Source organism: Thiocapsa sp., assembly GCF_035467215.1.
Taxonomy (GTDB): Bacteria; Pseudomonadota; Gammaproteobacteria; order Chromatiales; family Chromatiaceae; genus Thiocapsa.
This window is the reverse complement of sequence record NZ_DATITZ010000318.1, coordinates 1-2585: the sequence shown is the minus strand read 5'-3', so window position 1 is coordinate 2585 and position 2585 is coordinate 1. Positions and strand designations below refer to the sequence as shown.

Annotated in this window: 4 protein-coding genes; 2 read left to right on the top strand and 2 right to left on the bottom strand. The window is 64.2% G+C overall.

What is annotated here, in order from left to right:
• Positions 1-581: NAD(P)/FAD-dependent oxidoreductase (locus tag VLR48_RS17180; RefSeq protein ID WP_325292964.1), on the top strand; the 581-nt coding region annotated here is incomplete at its 5' end.
• Between the two features lie 330 nt (positions 582-911).
• Here VLR48_RS17180 and VLR48_RS17175 read toward each other — a convergent pair.
• Entirely contained in the window at positions 912-1217 is a 306-nt protein-coding gene (locus VLR48_RS17175; RefSeq protein ID WP_325292963.1) for a hypothetical protein, read from the bottom strand.
• Between the two features lie 28 nt (positions 1218-1245).
• The gene (locus VLR48_RS17170; RefSeq protein ID WP_325292962.1) at positions 1246-1569 is read right to left on the bottom strand and encodes a hypothetical protein; all 324 of its coding nucleotides are present in this window, start codon (positions 1567-1569) and stop codon (positions 1246-1248) included.
• Positions 1570-1993: 424 nt separating this feature from the next.
• Between VLR48_RS17170 and tssD the strand changes: the two genes are divergently transcribed.
• The gene (gene tssD / locus VLR48_RS17165) at positions 1994-2503 is read left to right on the top strand and encodes a type VI secretion system tube protein TssD (RefSeq protein WP_325292961.1); all 510 of its coding nucleotides are present in this window, start codon (positions 1994-1996) and stop codon (positions 2501-2503) included.
• Positions 2504-2585: the final 82 nt, after the last annotated feature.

The following is a 2585-nucleotide window of genomic DNA, read 5'->3' as shown; positions in this document are numbered from 1 at the left end:
GGAGGGTCACCCTTGCCGACGGCGCGGAGTTGTTCAACCGCGTTGTCCTCACGGTGCCCACCCCGCAGGTCTCGACTCTCCTCGGACCCGAGCATCCGCTGTCCAGCGAGGTTGCCGGCGTGCGCCTTGATCCCTGCCTCACGCTGATGGCCGCCTTCGATCCGGATGCCCCGCGGCCTTTCGTCACCCGCGCCGATCCCGACGCGCCGCTGGCCTGGATCGCGCAGGACAGCAGCAAACCGGGGCGAACCGCGCCTGCCTGCTGGGTAGCCCAGGCCAGCCCGTCGTGGAGTGCCACGCATCTGGAGCTTGACCCCGACGCCCTCGCCGCGCTGTTGCTGCCCACGCTGTGCGAGCAACTCGGCACCGAGGCGGGTGCCGTTCGATACGCCGCCGCGCATCGCTGGCGCTACGCACGCGTCGTCGTGCCGCTCGGCCGCCCCTTCGCCCGCGATGCGTCCCGCAATCTCTACGCGGGCGGCGACTGGTGTCTCGGCGCACGGGTCGAGGCCGCCTGGACCAGCGGGGATGCTATCGCGCAAGACATCCTTGCCCCGATGGACGAGCGACGCATGCCGTAGTCCGGAGGGGTTCTGTTTCTTGGCCCAACGGAGTGTCCGGCCATGTCCTACGAAAACCGAAACATTCTGCAGATACTCGCGGAGAGCCCCCTGGGCGGAAGCGTCTCGCGCCTATCGACAGGTAGCGGTTGGAACGGGAGATCCGTCCCGGACATGCTTTCACTGCCGCAGGGCTAGTGCCGCGATCGCCGCTCCACTGCCGATCATGAGCAGCCCGCTGTCGAAGCCGCACGCGGGGCAAGTCGCAACAACGCTGGATCCCATCCCGAGGTCTCCAAGTCGGCCGTGATTCGGATCTCTGTTCGACGATCCCCCGTGTTGACCCATACCTCAGCGCTCCCGCAGCAACCACCGCCCCGATCCGTAGTCCGGCGTGTTGGTCCCCGGAATGGCATCGTAGACCTTGCCGTCGCGGATGATCAGACGGTCATCGGAACCATAATCCGGCGTGCGTGTGCCCGGGATCGCAGGGTAGACGATGCCGTTGCGCTCGATCGAGAGCGGCCCGCCGTAGTCCGGGGTATTGGTTCCGGGGATCGGGCGACGGATTTCGGTGTCGGCCGGGGCGGATGTGGCGAGCACTGCACCGACACCCAGCAGGGCCCCGCACAGGATCGTCCTCATCGACAATGTCATCGGGTCTTCTCCTTGGTCATCTTCGTGGTCACCACTCGCTGAGGATCCGCGCTTGGAGTGCGAGGAGTCCTGGGATCAGGGCCTCGCCGGCAACGATCGAAGCACCGACCTCCTCGATCCCGTAGCCCCCGAGGTTTCCGGACGCCGCGCAACGACCGACCTCGGTCTGCCAATCCAGTCGGCTCGGATCGAGCAGTGCGTTCAATTCCTCGCAACTCGGCGAGCGTGGCTCGAAGTCGCGATGGCATGCAACGAGCGCCGGGGCGATCTCGCCGACCCACTCCAGATGCCTTCCGAGGGCGTCGCGGCAGCGCAAAAACGCCGCGTAGGACGTCTCCGGCGGACTCGGCACCGATACCATCGCCGTCGCCGACGCAGGGATTTCGGCTTGAGAGAGAGCCCGAGACCATCCCAGGAGCGTCTGTTCGGGCTGCGGATCCTGATTGCTCGCGCAAGCACACCCGAGTGTCACGGTGATGGCAAGGATCGGCGGTATCGCGTGTCGCATCGCGTCTTTCCGGGGAACGGAGTCCTTGGCGATCGCCCCTATGCAGCGGCGTTCGAGAGCTGGGTGCACCGAGGATGACACGACGATGCGACAAATCCAGTCGCATGCCTTTCACGGGGTCGATTAACCGGTGGTGGTCGCGAATCGGCTAACGACGACGCCCAAGAGGTCGAACCCCAGCATCCAAACAGATAACCATGCCGAAACTATACTTTTAAGGAAATCGCGGATCACGCGATCGGACTGCAGTGTCGTTCAATCGAACCTCATGGAGGCGAACATGAACCGTTATGTGATGATGCTGACGGCCGTTGCCTTATCGATGGCGGCGTCCTCGGCCTATGGCGACGAGATTCAATGCCGAATCACGGGCGAGTTGATGGATGCGTCGGTGCCTGTCGATGCCTTCTCTGGCGGCATCATCGGCAGCTACGAGCCGGCAAGCGGACTGCCTACCGGCAAACGCCAACATCGTCCGGCTACGATCTTGAAGAAGCTCGATGCGCTGTCTCCGGCCCTGTTTCAAGCCGCGGTCACGAATCGAACCCTAGCGGCCGTGGAGTGCTCCTTCTACCGGAACGCCCCACGCAAAACAAAGCAGCTCTATTACCGGATTACACTGACACAACCACGGATCGTCGACCTCTCGGTGAGCGGCGCAGGGCCAACCGACACCGTGGCGCGCGAAACGGTGCAATTCGTTTACCACAAGATCACGCTTGAAGACGTTCTCACGGGAACGGTCGCGGAGGATTTCTGGGAAATCCCGGAATCCTGACGCAACAAGATCCCGGCCCCATCGGCGGACTACCGGGGGGCCGGACCAAGAGAACCCAAGCGGCTAACCCGGCGCTCCACTT

Coding starts and splice junctions, on each gene's coding strand:
- VLR48_RS17175 (WP_325292963.1), bottom strand. CDS start 1,217: ATGACATTGTCGATGAGGACGATCCTGTGCGGGGCCCTGCTGGGTGTC.
- tssD (WP_325292961.1), top strand. CDS start 1,994: ATGGAGGCGAACATGAACCGTTATGTGATGATGCTGACGGCCGTTGCC.